The sequence below is a fragment of the Dielma fastidiosa genome (assembly GCF_003475485.1).
GTDB lineage: Bacteria > Bacillota_I > Bacilli_A > Erysipelotrichales > Erysipelotrichaceae > Dielma > Dielma fastidiosa.
This window is the reverse complement of sequence record NZ_QRQL01000001.1, coordinates 172,331-188,894: the sequence shown is the minus strand read 5'-3', so window position 1 is coordinate 188,894 and position 16,564 is coordinate 172,331. Positions and strand designations below refer to the sequence as shown.

Annotated in this window: 11 protein-coding genes; 10 read left to right on the top strand and 1 reads right to left on the bottom strand. The window is 42.9% G+C overall.

What is annotated here, in order from left to right:
- The first annotated feature begins 10 nt into the window (after window positions 1-10).
- The 4 genes from DWZ33_RS00985 (at window position 11) to DWZ33_RS00970 (ending at window position 6,233) form a co-directional block, all read left to right on the top strand.
- Entirely contained in the window at window positions 11-2,125 is a 2,115-nt protein-coding gene (locus DWZ33_RS00985) for a DNA topoisomerase (RefSeq protein WP_118453496.1), read from the top strand.
- A gap of 133 nt (window positions 2,126-2,258) precedes the next feature.
- Window positions 2,259-2,990: a hypothetical protein gene (locus DWZ33_RS00980; RefSeq protein ID WP_118453495.1), complete on the top strand. Its 732-nt coding sequence runs from the start codon at window positions 2,259-2,261 to the stop codon at window positions 2,988-2,990.
- A 190-nt stretch (window positions 2,991-3,180) separates the two neighbouring features.
- On the top strand, window positions 3,181-5,439 hold the full coding sequence (locus DWZ33_RS00975; protein WP_118453935.1) for an ATP-binding cassette domain-containing protein: 2,259 nt from the start codon (window positions 3,181-3,183) through the stop codon (window positions 5,437-5,439).
- Window positions 5,440-5,498: 59 nt separating this feature from the next.
- Window positions 5,499-6,233, top strand: coding sequence for a hypothetical protein (locus DWZ33_RS00970; RefSeq protein ID WP_147352863.1), 735 nt, complete (start codon window positions 5,499-5,501; stop codon window positions 6,231-6,233).
- Between the two features lie 44 nt (window positions 6,234-6,277).
- Here the strand turns inward: DWZ33_RS00970 and trhA are convergent, their stop codons facing one another.
- Complete coding sequence (gene trhA / locus DWZ33_RS00965; RefSeq protein ID WP_022937744.1) at window positions 6,278-6,931, bottom strand: PAQR family membrane homeostasis protein TrhA; 654 nt, start codon at window positions 6,929-6,931, stop codon at window positions 6,278-6,280.
- A 109-nt stretch (window positions 6,932-7,040) separates the two neighbouring features.
- Between trhA and DWZ33_RS00960 the strand changes: the two genes are divergently transcribed.
- Genes DWZ33_RS00960 through dnaE form a run of 6 tightly spaced genes read left to right on the top strand, consistent with a single transcriptional unit; the run spans window position 7,041 to window position 16,542 of the window.
- On the top strand, window positions 7,041-9,977 hold the full coding sequence (locus tag DWZ33_RS00960; RefSeq protein ID WP_022937745.1) for a chromosome segregation protein SMC: 2,937 nt from the start codon (window positions 7,041-7,043) through the stop codon (window positions 9,975-9,977).
- Window positions 9,977-10,948 (top strand): signal recognition particle-docking protein FtsY, encoded by a 972-nt coding sequence (ftsY, locus tag DWZ33_RS00955; RefSeq protein WP_022937746.1) that lies wholly within the window; start codon window positions 9,977-9,979, stop codon window positions 10,946-10,948. Before DWZ33_RS00960 ends, ftsY begins: the two co-directional genes overlap by 1 nt.
- Window positions 10,941-11,255, top strand: coding sequence for a YlxM family DNA-binding protein (ylxM, locus tag DWZ33_RS00950; RefSeq protein WP_022937747.1), 315 nt, complete (start codon window positions 10,941-10,943; stop codon window positions 11,253-11,255). Before ftsY ends, ylxM begins: the two co-directional genes overlap by 8 nt.
- A 12-nt stretch (window positions 11,256-11,267) precedes the next feature.
- A complete protein-coding gene (locus DWZ33_RS00945) occupies window positions 11,268-12,464 on the top strand; it encodes an acetate/propionate family kinase (RefSeq protein ID WP_022937748.1) in 1,197 nt (398 codons plus the stop codon).
- A 1-nt stretch (window position 12,465) separates the two neighbouring features.
- A complete protein-coding gene (locus DWZ33_RS00940) occupies window positions 12,466-13,404 on the top strand; it encodes a DHH family phosphoesterase (protein WP_118453493.1) in 939 nt (312 codons plus the stop codon).
- Window positions 13,405-13,458: 54 nt separating this feature from the next.
- Window positions 13,459-16,542, top strand: a complete 3,084-nt coding sequence (gene dnaE, locus DWZ33_RS00935; RefSeq protein ID WP_118453492.1) for a DNA polymerase III subunit alpha — start codon at window positions 13,459-13,461, stop codon at window positions 16,540-16,542.
- Window positions 16,543-16,564: the final 22 nt, after the last annotated feature.

The window sequence follows — 16,564 nt, the reverse complement described above, 5'->3', positions numbered from 1 at the left end:
AGGGCTGCTTTTGAAAACACTGATTTTAGCGGAAAAGCCAGAGCTTGGCAGAGCCATTGCGGCCGCGGTAAACGCAACTGAACGCGAACGTCAGGGAGTGATCCAAAAGGGTGATTTGACAATTACATGGGCTTATGGTCACCTTTTGCGATTAAAAGAGCCGGAAGAATATGATCCTAAATATAAGCAATGGAAAAAGGAAGATCTGCCGATTGTTTTTGATGAATGGCAGCAGGTACCAGATGGCGATAAGGCAAACCGTGTAGCCCAAATCGGCACGCTGATCAGCAATGCGGATCAGATTATCCATGCCGGTGACCCTGATGATGAGGGACAGTATTTGATTGATGAGATTCTTGATTATCATCACTGTGACAAACCGGTGAAAAGGCTTTATATCAATGATAATACACCGGAGCTGATCCGCCGTTCAATCAAGGAAATGAAGGATAATGATGAAAGCTGCCGGTTGGCTGGCCGCAGCGCCTATGCCAGAGCCGTAGCTGATTATGTCGTGGGTATCAATTATACAAGACTGTTCTCCGTATCACTGCGTAAAAAAGCGATGAGTGTCGGCCGGGTTCAAAGTCCTACACTCGGCTTAATCGTGGCCCGTGATTTACAGATAGAAACTCATCAAAAGCAAGTATATTATGAATTAGATGTTGATGTGGAAGTTGATAATAAACAGGTCAAAATGAAGTATAAGCCAAGCAAAGCGATTTTAAATGATGAAAAGAATATCCTTGACCGCAGTATTCTGGATGAACTGAAGGAAAAATTAACGGATCAGCTTCTAAAAGTAAAGGTTGAACAAAAGGAAAACAGTCAGCGGCCGCCGCTGCCTTATAATCTGGCTAAGCTGCAGGCGGCAATGAATGTTAAGTATGGCTATGATCTAAGCCGCACTGACCGTATTACGCAGACACTTCGTGACCGTTATCAGGCAATTACCTACAATCGTTCAGATTCCCAATATCTGAAAGAGGAGCATTATCAAGAAGCCGGCAAATTGCTGCCATTTGTTATGAATAAATTGGGATTGGCGCTGCCGCTTGATTATACTCTGCATTCGGAGTGTTTTAATGATCAATTTGTTACGGCCCATCATGCCATCATTCCAACGATGTCCAATTTTAATATCAAAGCCTTGAGTGAAGAGGAAATGAATGTTTACACTGAAATCTGCAATATGTATTTTATGCAGTTTCTGCCGCCGATTCAAAAGCTGCAGACTACTTTAAGTGCGCCGGTGGACGGCGGTGAGCTGCGGTTAGTGCTGACGAAGATTTTAGATCAGGGATATCGTCAGTATTTTCAGGAAATCAAGGAAAATGATGACGGTGAAGAAAGTGATGAACTGGAGTTTAAACCGGGAAAATATGACGGCTGTGTGCTTAACAGTGTGATTAGTGAAAAGGCGACAAATCCGCCGAAGCATTATACTCAGGCCTCATTGATCCGCGATATGACAAGCATCGCAAAATATGTTGAAGATCCAGAGGTTAAGAAGATATTAAAAGCCAAGGATAAAGATAAAAAGGGTGAAAATGGATCGATTGGCACCAGTGCTACCCGTTCGACGATCGTTGAAACATTGATCAAGCGCGGTTATGTGGAAATGAAGGGAAAACAGATTTTATCCACTCAGTTGGGACGCGATTTTTACCAGATTCTGCCTGATGAAATAAAGAAAGCAGATTGTACAGCTCGCTGGTGGGTGATTCAGGAGGATATTAAAGAGGGCAAGGCGGATGTCGCTGATTTGGTGAAGACGGTAGTAGATGCCTTTATGCCTAATTTAGAGAAGACAATTTATATGGACAGCCGGGAAAGCTTAGGCGTATGCCCAATCTGCGGTCATAAAATCGTGGAATATCCTAAAAGCTTTGGCTGCACTAATTATCGCAACGGCTGTAAATTCGCAATCTGGAAAAATGATTTCTTTCTGACCTCAATCAACAAAGTGCCTACCGCTTTAATGGCTAAAAAGCTGATTAAGGATCATTGGTGTCAGGTAAGATTAGCCAACGATGAGATTAAGCTGCTGATCATGCATATCCGAAACGGTAAACCGGTGTTTGAACTGCGTGAACTGCCAAAGAAGAAAGAAACTGCAGCCTAGTGAATTTTCATGATGCTTCCTGTACTACGATTTATTTGATATTATACTGAATGTTTAGTATGATAAATATAGATGGATAAGCTTATCATAATTTCTAAACCGTGGCTGATTGATAATAAGTGAGGTGTCAGTAATGAAGAAAACATCGTTTTGTACATTATTCCTATTGCTTTTTGCCTTCTTTCTGCCGCTTTCAATTCAGGCAAACTCAGCAGAACCGCCCGGTTTAGTTATCATTGTGAATAACCCGTCTGATGATTTAACCTTATCACTTCAATTTGATGATGCTGAGGCAGAACTTGTTTCAGAGCGAAAAGCATGGGAAGGCTATTATCAATTTTATTATCATAGGGTTGGCAATGACTTAACGGACATCGATTTTAGTCATGCCAAGCTGATCGTCAGCAGTGCTGAATTTAATTTTAGCTGCGATCTGCCGGACACAGTCTTTCATCGCTACAACAATCTAGTAACACTTGATTTAAAGACGCAGACAATTCAAGAGGGAAAGTCCAAGCTGAGGACAGCCCTGCTAGTTATTTTGCGGGTAAGCTTGACACTGGTTATTGAAGGTATCGTCTTTTACCTTTTCGGCTATCGAAAGCTAAAAAGCTGGATTACCTTTTTCGTCGTTAACTTGCTGACCCAGGGCTTTGTGAATGTGTCGCTGAGCACTTCCATGATTAATGATCATATCATCATAACTTATCAGATGTTGGAATTTCTCGTTCTAGTGCTTGAGATGATTCCGTTTATGATAATTATCAATGAACATCGAAGACGGCGAACCTTTGGTTATGTTGTAAGTGCTAATCTGATGAGTTTGGTTTTTGGTGCCTTAATTCTAATGTTTCTGCCAATATAGCTTTAAATCAACAGCATATCTTAATCATAAGCGATTAGGTATGCTGTTTTATATTCACTAATTATAGGCTTTGGGTTATAAAAATAAGCTATTCAAACAAGTCATAAAATGAGAGGTAAATTTATGATGCATGCTGTATAATCAAAAGAATCTAATTCATGATAATAAACTTGAATGGAAAGAGGTTAAAATGAGGGATATCACAATAGTTGGGCTTACCCAGAATAATTTAAAGCATGTTTCATTAAGCATACCCAAAGAAAAAATAACGGTATTTACCGGTGTATCAGGCTCAGGTAAGTCCAGTATTGTTTTTGATACGATAGCGGCTGAAGCACAGCGGCAGATGAATGCATCTTATCCTGCTTATATCCGATCCAGACTGCCTAAGTATCCAAAACCCAGTGTTGAGAAAATCGAGAATCTGACCGCTTCAATTGTTGTCGATCAGTCACCGTTAGGCAGCAATGCCCGCTCAACAGTCGGTACCATCAGTTCCTTATATGCCAGTTTAAGGCTTTTGTTTTCAAGAATCGGCACACCCTATGCCGGCAGTGCTTCTTATTTTTCCTTTAATGATCCCAATGGCATGTGCAAGACATGTGCCGGACTTGGCAAAGTGACGAAGGTTGATATTGATTCTATCATTGATGTGAATAAATCTTGGCGGGAAGGCTGTGTAAATGACTCTTTGTATGCACCCGGTACATGGTATTGGCGGCAGTACGCTGAATCAGGATTGTTTGATTTGGATAAGCCGATCAAAGCGTATACGGCAGAGGAATATCATCTGCTTCTTTATGGTACAAGAAGTGATGATGGAGAAGTAGTTCATCCCAAAGTCAGCGGTTTAGTTAATAAATATACGAAGACATTATTAAATCGGGATATCAGCGGTAAAAGTCGTCACTCACAGGAAAAATCTCGGCAGCTGATCGTGGAAAAGGAATGTGATGACTGCCATGGCAAGCGGTTAAATGCGGCGGCGCTGAATTGTAAAATCAATGGCTATTCAATTGCCGATTTATGTGAAATGGAGCTTACACAGCTAAAGATCGTTTTGACGCAGATCAAGGATCAAAGGGTGGACTTGCTTGTACAGTCGCTGATTGAAGGCTTGGATCGGTTGATTGACATCGGACTGCCTTATCTTCACTTAAACCGTGAGACATCAACCCTGTCCGGCGGTGAGGCGCAGCGCTTAAAGCTGGTGCGGTATATGGGCAGCAGCCTCAGCGGCATGACTTATATTTTTGATGAACCGAGTACCGGTATGCATCCGCGTGATGTTTATCGCATGAATAAGCTATTAAAACAGTTAAGGGACAAGGGGAATACCGTATTGGTTGTCGAGCATGACAAGGATGTAATCGCGATTGCGGATCATGTGATTGATGTCGGTCCAAGAGCCGGCACACAAGGCGGTGAAATCGTGTTTGAAGGCACGTATCAAGAACTGCTGAATGCTGATACACTGACTGGGCAAGCGATGCGTCAGATACTGCCGATCAAGATGAAAACGCGCCAGCCTAAGGGCAGTCTGCCGATCCGCGATGCCTGTCTGCATAACTTAAAGCATGTGGATGCTGATATACCGCTGGGTGTCATGAGTGTGATCAGCGGGGTTGCCGGTTCTGGTAAAAGCACCCTGATTTCGCAAGTATTTGCCAAACAATATGCTGATCGATGCGTATTGATTGATCAGGGGCCGATTATGGCGACGAATCGCTCTACACCGGCTTCTTATCTTGGTTTCTTTGATGAAATCCGCAAATTGCTGGCGAAAGAAAATAATCAGCCGGAGAGTCTGTTCAGCTTTAATTCAGCAGGTGCCTGTCCGGTATGCGGGGGTAAGGGCGTACTTGTGACTGAACTTGCGTTCATGGACCCCATCGTGACTGAATGTGAAGCCTGTGAAGGGAAAAGATATAATCAAAAAGCATTAGCCTGTACATATAAAGGGATGAATATTGTTGAATTATTGAATCTTACGGTACTTGAAGCGATGGCTGTATTTACAGATTTGAAAATAAGCCGGCAGCTGAAACAGCTTCAGCAGGTGGGGTTAGACTATCTCAGCCTTGGACAACCGCTCAGCACACTTTCCGGCGGTGAACGGCAGCGGCTGAAGCTGGCTAAAAATCTAAGTAAGAAGGGCAGTATCATTATTATGGATGAACCAACCACCGGCCTGCATCTTTCTGATATAGAAAAATTATTGAAGCTGTTTGATACCATTGTGGCACGCGGCAATACGCTGATTGTTATTGAACATAATCTTGATGTGATGAAACAGGCAGACTGGCTGATCGATATTGGGCCGGATGGCGGTAAAAACGGCGGTGAGGTAGTTTTCACCGGTACGCCGCTGATGATGATTCAAAAAGCTTCTACGCTGACAGCACAATGTCTGCGTTTGTCCTGCGGTCTTGATTCTGTAAACATTTAATAGTTATTTATGCTATGATATATATATAGAAATCATATCAATGAAAGAGGGGATCGAAAGTGAGAAAATACAAGTTATTCATGGCAGTGTTGATTTTGATCTTTCCGCTTTTGAATGCATTGCCAATTCAGGCCAATTCCGCGGAGCCGCCGGGCTTGCTTATCGTTGTTGAGAACGCGCCTGAAGACATGCGGCTGGCAATTCAATTTGATGAGCAGGAAATCATTGAGCTGCGAGTAGAGAGAAAAGCTTGGGAGACGTATTATCGCTATTACTATCATTTATCTGAGGCACGGTATGATGTTGACTTCACCAAGGCCAAGCTGATTGTAAGCAGCGAAAATATAAATTTCAGCTGTGACTTGCCTGCGGCAGCGTTTGAGACCTACAACAACCTGCTTCAATTGAATCTTAAAACACAAACGGTTGAAATGGGGATTTCACCATACCGCGCGCCGCTCTTAGTCAGCATGCGGGTAAGCTTGACTTTAGTCATTGAGGGGATTGTCTTCTTCCTGTTTGGCTACCGGCAGAAAAAGAGCTGGCAGATCTTTTTGATTACCAACTTACTCACACAAGGGTTCGTGAATATCATGTTAAGTAAATCTATTGCGAATGCATACGCAATTATTATTTATTTTGTTTTAGAAATGCTTGTCGTGTTATTTGAACTAATTCCTTATACGGCATTTATTGATGAACACAAAAAAATCAGAAATTTTTTCACATGTCTTATTGCCAACGCGGCCAGTCTTGTTTTAGGGGCATGGATTATCACTCATTTACCAATATAAAAGACGCAGCTTCTGATGATTCAGAAAACCGCGTCTTTTTCTTGTTACAGATAATAAACAATGGCAATGAAGTGTACAATCGATGCTAAATTAATAAATAGATGCCAAATCACATGATAATATTTCTTTTTTTGATGAGAATAAAAATAGACACCGATTGAGTAAAAGACACCGCCTAGGACTATAAAGAAGATAAACTGCCAAGCTGCTTTCGCAATAATCGTCGGCAGGAAGAAAACGGCAATCCAGCCCATGATCAGATAAATAGCTAATGAGAGCTTGCTGAATTCACGCTTGCCGAATATTTTGTAAAGGATGCCGCCAATAACGATTGACCATTCAATGATCAAAATCAGCACACTCTGCCAGCCTTGTATCATGGTTATCGCAATCGGTGTATAGGAGCCTGCAATCGCGATATAAATACAGCTGTGGTCAAGGATTCTGAAGACTAGCTTATTCGTCGATTCAAAGGGAGTTGAATGATAAAGCGCAGAGATCAGAAACATTAAAAAGATGGATATGACAAAGACGGATACTCCAAATGCCTGCATTGCGCCGCCTTTAATATAACCTAAAATTGCGGCATAGGGCAGGGCAAAAAGAAACAGCAGCGCCATGATGCCATGGGTGAGCGTATTGCCGACTTCTTCGCTGAAACTGAGCCTTGTCATGTTTTTCATTGAATTCAAAGACATGGTTATCACCTCTAGGCACTTAGTGTAGCACGCTTTAGAATTTAATTCAATTCTTGTCTTTGTTATGCTATAATGGTATGGCATAAGTTAGCTTGTAAAGGAGGAAATCATGTTCCTTAAACGTATAGAACTGCAGGGTTTTAAATCCTTTGCCGATAAAACCATCATCACCTTTGATTCTGATGTAATCGGTATTGTAGGACCTAATGGCTGCGGTAAAAGCAATATCAACGACGCGATTCGCTGGGTGCTGGGTGAACAGTCCGTAAAAAGTCTGCGCGGTACTTCAATGAGCGATGTGATCTTTTCAGGTTCAGATACCCGCAAGGCTGTAAATATGGCTGAGGTTACCTTGGTATTTGATAATACACAGCATTTTCTGCATGTTGACTATGAAGAGGTAGAAATTACAAGACGGCTGCATCGTTCAACCGGTGAAGGGGAATACTTTTTGAACCGTACACCATGCAGGTTAAAGGATATTCAAAATCTGATCATGGATACCGGCTTGGGCCGTGACTCCTTGTCTATTATCTCGCAAGGCACCATTTCCAGCTTTGCGGAATCAAAACCGGAAGATCGCCGCGGTTTATTCGAAGAAGCGGCCGGTGTAGCAAAGTATAAAAAACGTAAAATCGAGTCATTGGGAAAACTGAGCCGCACTCAGGAGAATCTTGATCGCTTGGAAGATATTATCATGGAGCTTGAACGTCAGGTGACCCCATTAAAGCGGCAGGCGAAAAAAGCTGAGACTTATTTGGAAAAGAAGCAGGAATTGGAAGCCATTGAAATCAGCGTACTTGTTGATGAGATTGAGCATCTGAATGAGCAGATTGAAGAGGGAAAGAAAAAGGCGTTTGATTTGCAGAGTAAAAAAGCGCTGCATGAAACAACGATTGCGGTCAGTGAAAGCAAGAATCTTGAGCTGAAGCAGGAAATGTCACAGCTTGACCGTGAGGTGAATCAGCTTCAGGATGAATTTATGAAAATTATGGGTGAAATTCAGTCATTGGATGCCCGTAAAACAGAAATTGATGAAAAGCGCAAATATGCCATGGCTTCGGCTAATGCCGAAATCAGAGCTAAAGAATTAAAGGCGATGATTGATGAAGCACAGTATGAGTATAATGACCGCAGCTCACGTTTAAATGAATTAAATGTTGATTTAAAGCTGAATCAGGAGAAGGCGGATAAGCTAAGCAATGATGCGGCTCAATGCAATGTGATGCTGAATGAACAGAACGCTTATCTGAACAGTCTGTTAAACCGCCGCTCGGTACTTGAGAATCTAGTGAAGCAGCCGTTTAATCATCAGCAGGGTGTAAAGGCAATCTTAGAGGTAAAGGATTCTTTAAATGGTGTTTTAGGTGTTGTTTCACAGATATTAAAACCGCATGACAATTATGAAAATGCTGTCAGCAATGCGATTGGCGGTGCTTTGTATTATATTGTCACCGAGGATGAAATCAGTGCCCGTCACGCCATTACATATCTGAAAAAGAATGCGTCAGGCAGGGCGACCTTTTTGCCGATTACCGTATTGAAAAAACGCGGTATCTTCAAGGAGCATGAGATCATTGCTAAAAACAGTGTCGGCTACCTTGGCACTGCAAATGAATTTGTAGACTGTGATACGGCATTTGAGGTTGTTCGTGACTCACTGATGGGCAATGTATTGGTCTGCGATAATCTGATCAATGCGAATGAGCTTGCCCGTACCCTCCACTTTAATTATAAAATCGTAACGCTGGACGGCGATGTGGTCCATAAGGGCGGCAGTATGAGCGGCGGTAAGGTAAGAGATTCCTATTCACCGATGTCACTGCAGAAGGAATTGGATCAGATTCATGAAAAAATTGCGAATCAGCAGGTCAAGACGGATAAGCTGAGAGATGATTGTTCATCACTGGCTTCAAGAGGTGAAGCCTTGCAGGCATCGTTGGTACAGCTGAAAATTGATATTGCACAGCTGCAGCCGGTCGTGGATGCGAAGAAAGCGAAGATGGATCGTCTGAAGGCTGAGTATGAGGAATTAAAGCCGGGTGAGCTGAATGATGATGAAGCGGTGAGCGAGGATACTTTAGTTGCCCAGTTAAGCGGCGCGTATTCTAAACGTGACGCGATTACCTCACAGTTAAAAATTAAACGTGAACGCCGCGCGAAGGCTGGCGCGGAAGTGGAACGTAATGATGTTTCAATCCGCAATTTGCGCCGTGAATGCAATGCGCTGCTTGCTGATGAGCGTGAATATGAATTAAGCCGGGTTAAGGCAGAAACAATGCTTCAGAACGCTTTAAACCGTTTAAGCAGTGATTATGAAATGACGTTTGAATATGCCCAGACGCAAAAAATGGATACCGATATTGCGGAAGCCAGAAAACGCGTACAGGTGCTGCGTCAGGAAATCAGTGCTTTAGGCAATGTCAATCTGGAAGCGCCGGCTCAGTATGAAGAAGTCAGCGGCCGTTTTGAATTCCTGACGAAGCAAAAGGGTGATCTGCTTGCTGCCAAGGACAAGATTCTTGAAGCTATTGATGAAATGGATCAGGTGATGATCAAGCAGTTCAAGGAAATGTTTGATAAAATCAACGCGGAGTTAAACGATGTATTCAGAACGCTGTTTGGCGGCGGCCGTGCCTCACTGGTGCTTGTCGATCCCAATGACATCCTGAATACGGGAATTGATATTGATGTTCAGCCGCCGGGCAAGAATGTTCAAAACATCAAGCTGTTCTCCGGCGGTGAAAAGAGCTTGATTGCCATTTGTGTTCTCTTTGCTATATTAAAGGCAAGAACAATGCCGCTTTGTATTTTCGATGAGGTTGAGGCAGCGCTGGATCAGGCCAATGTTGAGCGGTTTGCTAAGTATATCTCCCATTTCCGCGGCGGCAGTCAGTTTATCGTTGTGACTCACCGGCCGGGCACGATGGCGCAGTGTGACGCGCTCTATGGCGTAACAATGAAACAAAATGGTGTCAGCTCACTGCTTAAGGTGCAGCTGCAGGAAGCTATGCAATATGTAGATAAGAAAGAGGTGAATGCCTAATGGGTATCTTTTCTAAATTAAAACAGGCATTTTCAGGCAAACAGGACAGTGACCGCTATTTAAGCGGCCTGGATAAATCAAGAAAGTCTTTTTCGGAAAAAATCCGCCGTTTATCTTTGAATTTCACCGGCGTAAATGAAGAATTTCTTGAGGAGCTGATGGTGATTCTCTTGGAAGCGGACATCGGGATTCACACCGCTCAGAAAATTGTCGATGCGGTTGAGAATACGGCAATGGACCGCAAACTGAAAAATTTTGATGAGATCGTTGAATGTCTGATTGAAGAAATGGCAAAAATGTATAATGCCAAAGAAGACCGTGAATTTGAGTTTAATGATCAGGGACCGACAGTAATCCTGATGGTTGGCGTTAACGGCAGCGGCAAGACGACGACCACCGCCAAGCTTTCAAAGCTGTTTCTGGATCAGGGCAAAACGGTGGCTGTTGCGGCGGCAGATACTTTCCGTGCCGGTGCGATTGATCAGCTGGCGGTTTGGGCTGAGCGTTTAAATATCCACTGCATCAAAGGACGCGAAAACGGCGATCCAAGTGCGGCATTAGTCGATGGCTGCCGTTATGCGGTAGAAAATAAGATTGATGTGCTGATTGGTGATACCGCCGGCCGTCTGCAGAATAAGACTAATCTGATGAATGAGCTTTCCAAAATGCACCGTGTAGTTGAACGGGAAATCCCGGGCGCCCCTCATGAGGTATGGCTGGTACTGGATGCGACTACTGGTCAAAATGGGATCTCACAGGCTGAGCTATTTACTGAAGCATGCAATGTGACAGGCATTATTTTGACGAAATTAGATGGTACGGCTAAGGGCGGCATCGTCATCGCGATTCGTGATCGTTTAGGCCTGCCGGTAAAATATATCGGTTTGGGTGAAAAATTAGATGATTTGCGGCCATTTGACTTAGACGCTTATTTATATAGTCTGTGTGAAGGATTGGCTGGTAATGAATAATAAGACTGAAAAAATGAATGAATATCTTGATTGGTATGAGGATTTGCTGACTGAAAAGCAAAAAGAAATCTGTACTCAGTATTATCGTGAGGATTTTTCATTGGCAGAAATCAGTGAAAATTTTGATGTTTCACGCAGTGCTATTCTTGATACACTGAGACGCAGTGAGAAAATCATGGAAGAATATGAAGAAAAGTTACAGCTTGTGCAAAAATTTCATGCACGATCAGAAATTTATGATAAAATAAAATCGTTTGGTAATAAAGAAATTAATCAATATGTCATGTTATTAGAAGAAAATGAGTAACGGAGGTAAATTATGACAAAAATTATTTCAGTAAATGCGGGCAGTTCAAGCTTAAAATTCCAGCTTTTTGAAATGCCGTCAGAAGAAGTGCTGACTTCTGGTATCGCAGAGCGTATCGGTCTTGAAGAGGGGATTTTCACAATCAAATATAATGGTGAAAAACATACACAGAATCTGCCGATCAAGGATCATAAGGTAGCGGTAGATTTACTGCTTAAAGCACTTGTAGAACATAAAATTGTTGAAAATCTTGAAGAAATTAAGGGTGCGGGTCACCGTATCGTACAAGGCGGCAGCTATTTTGATTCAAGCGCGGTTGTGGATGAGGATGTAGTGAATAAGGTAGAAGAACTTTCTGATTTAGCGCCATTGCATAATCCGGCTCATTTGATTGGTTATCGCGCATTTAAAGAAGCTTTGCCGCAGATTGGCCACGTTTTTGTTTTTGATACAGCTTTCCATCAGACAATGACACCGGAAAGCTATTTATTCCCAGTACCTATGGAATGGTATGAAAACTACAAGGTTCGCCGCTATGGTGCTCACGGTACAAGTCATCAATATGTTTCTCAGCGCTGTGCTGAATTGATGGGCAAAGATGTTAAGGATCTTAAAATCATCACTTGTCATTTAGGCAACGGTGCTTCAATTACGGCTGTTGACGGCGGTAAATGTATCAATACATCCATGGGCTTAACGCCGCTTGGCGGTATCATGATGGGTACTCGCTGCGGTGATATTGACCCGGCTATCGTACCTTTTGTAATGAAAAAGACAGGCATGACACCTGATGAAATGGATACAGCTTTGAATAAGAAATCTGGTATGTTAGGTATTTCAGGCATTTCCAGCGATGCCCGTGATATTGAAAACGCAGTTGCGGAAGGCAATGAACGTGCTATTTTAACTCAGCAGCTTTATGTAAACCGCGCGATTAATGTAATCGGTGGTTATTACTTCCAGTTAGGCGGCTGTGATGCGATCGTATTTACAGCGGGTCTTGGTGAAAATGACTGCAACCTGCGTCATCAGATCTGTGAAAAGCTTGAAAAAGCAATGGATCTGAAAATGAATTATGAATTAAATGATAAAACCCGCGGTAAGGAAGTCTGTGTTTCTGCCGATGATTCTAAGGTACAGGTTTGGGTTGTACCAACTAATGAAGAATTGGTTATTGCCAGAGATACTTACAGCCTGTTAGGTTTCTAAGATGGCTAAGGATTTCTTTGAAATCATTGAACAATATGATACTCTAGCGCTTTTCCGTCATGTATTTCCTGACGGCGACGCGCTGGGTTCTCAATTCGGCCTTAAGCTATGGCTTGAAGAAGCTTATCCTGATAAGCGCATAGTTGCTTTAGGGGATAATGAAAATGCTGATTCAGCTTTTCCTATCAGTGATACGATCAGTGATGAAGCATTGAAAAATGCCTGTGCGATCATACTTGATACAGCCAATGTCGACCGCATCGATGATCAGCGGTATAAGCTGTGTGATACGGTAATTAAGATTGATCATCATCCGGTGGTTGAAAGCTACGGGGATCTGAATCTAGTGGAAGAGCAAGCCTGCTCAACCTGTGAAGTATTGACGAAACTGCTGATGGGTGTGAAGGATACATGCTCCAAAGCGGCGGCGAGCTATCTGTACTGCGGCTTGCTGACCGATTCACAGAAGTTCTCTATACCGAGTGTCAGTGCGCAGACGATGGCCTGTGCTGCCTGGCTCAGTGCTCAGGGTGTCGATATTTCGGCTTTGAATCATCAGATGTTTGCAACTGATCTGAAATCATTCAGATTTGAAGCCTATCTGAAGAATACATGCACAATCATCGATGATCAGCTGATCTATAAAATCATTGAACAGGAAGAATATGAGCGTTTTGGTCTCAGCTTTATAGAGGCTAAGGATAAAGTGAATGCGTTTGCCGGCATCAGCGGTATTGAAGTATGGGCGTTATTTACCCGTAATCCTAATGAGGAAGGCCATCTATATAATGGTTCGCTGCGTTCCTATCGCAAAACCATCAATGATATCGCAAATGAATATCACGGCGGCGGCCATAAGCTGGCCAGCGGTGTTAAGAAGCTCACACGCTTGGATATTGATGAGCTGCTGTCACGCTTAATGAAACGAATTGCAGAATAAGCAGGCGATGCCTGCTTTTATGTTATAATAGAAGAAAAGAAAGGGGATGTTTTCATGAGTGTGCATTTACATACAAGAAGCTGTTACACCTTGCTGAAAAGTCCGCTGCGGATCAAAGAGATCGTCGCAAAGGCTAAAGCCTATGGATATCATGCGGTAGCGCTGACGGACAAGAATGTAATGCATGGTGCCATGGCTTTTTATCATGAATGTATGCGTCAGCAGATTAAGCCGATTCTCGGCCTTGAATGTGATGTCGATCTGCATGATCAGATCATCCCTTTGCTGCTGCTGGCGAAAAATGACGATGGTTATCGTTCGCTGATGGCTTTATCTACCTATTTGAACACAAAAAGCAAGATCATTGCCTTTGATGATCTAATTGATTATACAAAGGACTGTGTTGTGCTGACCGCCGGTGAGCATTCAGTTTTTGAACAGTATTTGATTAATGAAGATAAGGTGCGTCTGGAAGAAATCATAACCGAGTTTAATCAGCATTTCCGAGATTTTTATGTGTCAATTGCGATGAATGATTCCGGTCTGTTCAGTATCAAAAATGCGTATCTGAAAGAGATCTGTCTGAATAACGGCGTTAAAACAACAGCTTTATCAAGAATCTATTATGCGGATCGTGAGGATGAGGAAAGCTATCGCGTATTATGTGCTATCGATCAGGGTGTTTCATTGCATGATAAGACATTAAATGTATCCTCCCTGCGCTATTTTAGGACTCAGGAGGAGATGGCACAGCTTTATGATGCTGATGATTTAGCGGCTACCGATGCGATTGCCGCGTCCTGTGATGTGAGAATGGCTTTCCCAAAGGCATCCCTGCCGGTTTATGAGAATAAATTTCATGTCAGCAGTGAGGAATATCTGCGCCAGCTTTGTATGCAGGGATTAAAGAAACGTTTTGGTTATCAAACGATTCCGGATGCTTATCATAACCGCTTGAAATATGAACTTGATGTTATTTTGAAAATGCAGTTTGCTGATTACTTTTTGATTGTCTATGATTTTATTCGTTTTGCCCGTTCACAAAATATTTATGTAGGGCCGGGACGCGGCAGTGCGCCGGGTTCTTTGGTTGCCTATTGTTTGGGCATTACGCATGTTGATCCTTTAAAATATCATCTGCTGTTTGAACGTTTCCTGAATCCGGATCGTATCAGTATGCCGGATATCGATACCGATTTTCCTGACAACCGCCGTGATGAGGTGATCGACTATGTCCGTGATAAGTATTCGCAGGATCATGTGGCCCATATTGTTACCTTTGGTACCTTGGCTGCGAAACAGGTGATCCGTGATGTCGGCAAGGTGCTGGGAATCGCGGTTCACGATCTCGATATGTTAAGCAAGGCAATTCCCAATGTTCCTAAGGTAACGCTTGATTATGCTTATAACATGGCTGATCAGCGGTTTAAGAAAATGATTCACGCGTCCAAAAATTTCGAACATCTTTATGCGATCGCGAAAAAGCTGGAAGGACTGCCGCGTCATGCTTCAACACATGCTGCCGGTATTGTCTTATGTGATACCGCGATAACGAACGTCTGTCCGCTGATGGAAACCGAAGAGGGGATTTATTCAACACAGTTTACAATGGAATATTTAGAAGAACTGGGACTTATTAAGATGGACTTTTTGGGGCTTAGAAATTTAACGATTATTGATGAAATCGTGCAGAATATCAATGCCCAGCAGACGGAAAAACTGGATATTATGAAAATACCGCTGGATGATGAAAAGACCTTTGCTTGTATACAGGCAGCCGATACGGTCGGTATCTTCCAGCTCGAGTCAGAGGGAATGAAAAATCTGATTCGCAGGATGAAGCCCCGCAGCTTTGAAGAGATTGCCGCAACCATTGCTTTATATCGTCCAGGTCCGATGGAAAATATATCGCTTTATTTAGAAAATCGGGCACACAGCGATCAGATTGTCTATGATCATGAGGATTTAATTCCCATACTTAAAGATACCTACGGCATTATTCTGTATCAGGAGCAGATCATGCAGATTGCGCAGAAAATGGCCGGCTTCTCCCTTGCGAAAGCGGATATTCTGCGTAAGGCGATGAGTAAGAAAAAGCTGAAGGATCTTCAGCAGCTGGAAAAAGAGTTTACGCAGGGGGCCTTGGCTAAGGGCTATAAAGAAGAGGTTGTACATAAGGTTTATGCCTTGATTTTGAAATTTGCCAATTATGGCTTCAATAAATCGCATTCTATTGCCTATGGCCTGCTTGCTTATCAGATGGCTTATCTGAAGGCTAACGCGCCTTTGCAGTTCTTTACCAGCCTTTTAAACAGTGTCATCGGCAGTGAGAGCAAGACCAGCGAATATATCTTTGAAGCCCGCAAACGGCGGCTGACGATTCTGCCGCCAAGTGTTAATGAATCTAACGCTGATTATCTGATCGAGCAGCAGGCCATCCGCTTTCCGCTCTTAGGCATCAAAAATATCGGTGTGGCAGTCTGTGACAGTATTCTGAAAGACCGTTCAATCAATGGCCGTTATGCTGATTTCTATGATTTTGTCGCCCGTATGGCAACATGCAAAGTTTCACGAAAGTGCATCGAATGTTTGATTGATGCCGGCGCATTAGATGATTTCGGCATGAACCGGGCTTCCATGCGCGCATCACTTGAAGAGGCCATTCGTTATGCGGAAATTGTAAAGGTGGAGGATCAGAATCAGATTACGATTAATTTCAATCTTGTATCGAAACCGGCACCGATTATGATTAAAGAAACAAATGAGCGTAAATGTGAAGCAGAAAGGGAAGTGCTTGGTTTCTATCTCAGCAAGCATCCGATTACGGAGCTGCGTTCTCAGCTTGATATCAGAGCCCCGCTTCTGATTGATTATAAAGGCAAGATGGGCAAGGCTGAAATGTTTGGTCAAATCGAGCGCGTTCGCCAGCATAAAACAAAAACCGGTGATTTAATGGCTTTTGTGACCTTGATGGATGAAACGACAACCTATGATCTGGTGCTGATGCCGCGTGTTTATCAAAAATATATTCAATATTTGATTAAAGGCAGGATGGTTTTGATTCAGGGAGATATTACCCGAGAGGACAGCTGCTTGGTGAAACAGCTTCAGGAAGTGACACCGCCGGGCCTTGTATAGATGTTTTTTAAGATTATTTTAC